This is a genomic window from Microbulbifer thermotolerans (genome assembly GCF_900112305.1).
GTDB classification, from domain to species: Bacteria; Pseudomonadota; Gammaproteobacteria; order Pseudomonadales; family Cellvibrionaceae; genus Microbulbifer; species Microbulbifer thermotolerans.
Genome location: NZ_FOKT01000025.1, coordinates 1 through 1,935 on the forward strand (window position 1 = coordinate 1; position 1,935 = coordinate 1,935).

A 1,935-nucleotide genomic window follows, 5' to 3' on the forward strand; every position below is an offset into this window, starting at 1 on the left:
GTGGCCTGAATAACTATATCTACGTAAAAAACCCCGTTAGATGGGTCGATCCATTAGGCCTAACATGTAAAGAAATCCCAGAAAATTATGACCCCTTGACAGACACCTATACTGGTGTTGATATAAACCTATTCCCAGAAAATGAACAAATACATTATTCAGCAAAACTAGTAGCCAACAACCACACTAGTTTGAGTATTGGCGCCCATGGATCTCCGCACGCAATTGTTGACCAAAATCGAAAAGTCATTCCAGCCAAAAACCTGGCCCAAAGAATATTAAACCACCCCAAATACGAGCCGGGAATGCGTGTAAACTTACTGTCTTGCAATACTGGAAACTTCATGGCAAATAGCAACTGTTATGCGCAACAATTAGCGAATGAGTTAAATACAGAAGTTGTAGCTCCTGACACCTTGCTTTGGTATTGGACAAACGGAAATATAGCTCCTTACCAAAAATCGCCTAATGGAGAGATAGACTACAGCAAGCCTGGACAGTTTTACTTATTCAAACCGAAAACTAGATCCTAGTTATAGAAATAAAATGACTAAAAAAAAACCTGAACCAATAGATATGAGTTGGATGAACAAAGACAACTCCCAAAAGTCTAATGAACCCCCAACTTCCACTGGGGCCATTTACTTCCTTACACCAGAAGAATTAGCTTGCCATATAAAAAACGGAGAATCTGGCAACAAAAAAAGTGCAATAAAAGTTCTAAATTACTATATGTTTTCAAACCTCAACGAGGAACTAAAAGTTTACTGGATGAAAAAAGCTGCAGAATTAGGAGACACCCCATCCCAGTTTAATTATGCCTTATATTTGAGCGAGAAAGGTGAAATTGGAGAGGCAATAAAATGGGCTAAAAAGGCTGCATCATCAGGAGATTCCAGTGCGCATGAATTTATAAAGAGACTTAAATCTAGCTCGTAAACATGAAGACCTTTTGAAGAGCCTTTCTAAATATCCGTGAAAATGGAGCAGTGAAGGCCCACTTCCTGCGTCAATGGGGCTCCCCCATCGACGGCCAGTCTACCTACAGCTACCAATTCGACGGCACTATGATGAAAAAGGCGCCACCGGAACTGTGGTGGCGTAGACGGTACCGCCTCAACGGCCACCCCCACCCCATCTGCCACCACGCCCCGGAAGGCGCCGAGACTTCTGGAAAAATTTCAAACTAAAGGAAAATAAATGAGTAATTCCGATATTTAAGATCTTGTTGTAGGTAAGCGGTAATTCTTCCACACCTTAACACCCCGCTTCCCAAATGCCATCCTGCCTTCAAATCCATAAAAAAGCAGGATCAGCAATGCCATAAATCACCAAAAAGCAAAAGTACTGGCTGGACCACTACCAAGCCGCAAAATTCTCCGGAAAATCCCTCGCTGTCTATGCACGCGAGCACCAACTGGATGCCAAGTGCTTTCACAACTGGGTATACCTGCTGCGAAAACGCGGGCTGATTCCGGGGTCAGAGCCCACAAATTCCAGTGGCCGCTTTGTCCCGGTTAAACCAGTCGAGGCGGCTGTGTTACACCTACACCTTCGCCTGCAGAAATTGTGTTGCCCAACGGTATAGCCTGCAGGTTCCAGCGCTCAGCAAGGCCTTGCTGTCTGACTTATTGGCCCTGGAGGTGACATCGTGATCCGGTCATCAAAGCATTACCCCAGAGTTTACCTCTACCGAGACTGGATGGATATGCGCAAATCCATCAACGGCCTGGCGGCCATCGTCGAGTAAGAGAAGGCTCTCAATCCCTTTGAAGAAACGCTGTTTGTGTTCTGCAATCGGGCCAAGGATAAAATCAAGATTCTGTGTTGGGAGAAGAATAACATTTCGAGACACCCATAAAAATAGAAACCCTTCCTTAGCTTCATCGCCGACTGGCAAGGCCAGGCCAAAATCACCCACCACTACGACGCCGC

At 45.0% G+C, this 1,935-nt stretch carries 5 protein-coding genes; 4 read left to right on the plus strand and 1 reads right to left on the minus strand.

Going from position 1 to position 1,935, the window contains the following annotated elements; all coding sequences use genetic code 11:
• The 4 genes from BM155_RS17215 to tnpA all read left to right on the plus strand — a co-directional run.
• The coding region (locus BM155_RS17215; RefSeq protein WP_217641581.1) for a DUF8616 domain-containing protein at nucleotides 1-533 on the plus strand (533 nt) is incomplete at its 5' end.
• 13 nt (nucleotides 534-546) lie between these two features.
• Complete coding sequence (locus tag BM155_RS16670) at nucleotides 547-939, plus strand: sel1 repeat family protein (RefSeq protein ID WP_067153921.1); 393 nt, start codon at nucleotides 547-549, stop codon at nucleotides 937-939.
• A gap of 50 nt (nucleotides 940-989) precedes the next feature.
• Nucleotides 990-1,190: a hypothetical protein gene (locus tag BM155_RS17220; RefSeq protein ID WP_139223324.1), complete on the plus strand. Its 201-nt coding sequence runs from the start codon at nucleotides 990-992 to the stop codon at nucleotides 1,188-1,190.
• A 137-nt stretch (nucleotides 1,191-1,327) separates the two neighbouring features.
• On the plus strand, nucleotides 1,328-1,588 hold the full coding sequence (gene tnpA, locus BM155_RS17915) for an IS66 family insertion sequence element accessory protein TnpA (protein ID WP_410173973.1): 261 nt from the start codon (nucleotides 1,328-1,330) through the stop codon (nucleotides 1,586-1,588).
• 75 nt (nucleotides 1,589-1,663) lie between these two features.
• On the opposite strand, the gene BM155_RS17920 is transcribed toward tnpA, so the two are convergent.
• The coding region (locus BM155_RS17920; protein WP_254773225.1) for a hypothetical protein at nucleotides 1,664-1,935 on the minus strand (272 nt) is incomplete at its 5' end.

What these genes read in the sequence shown, in the direction of transcription:
- BM155_RS16670 (WP_067153921.1), top strand. Translation starts at nt 547, where the DNA reads ATGACTAAAAAAAAACCTGAACCAATAGATATGAGTTGGATGAACAAA.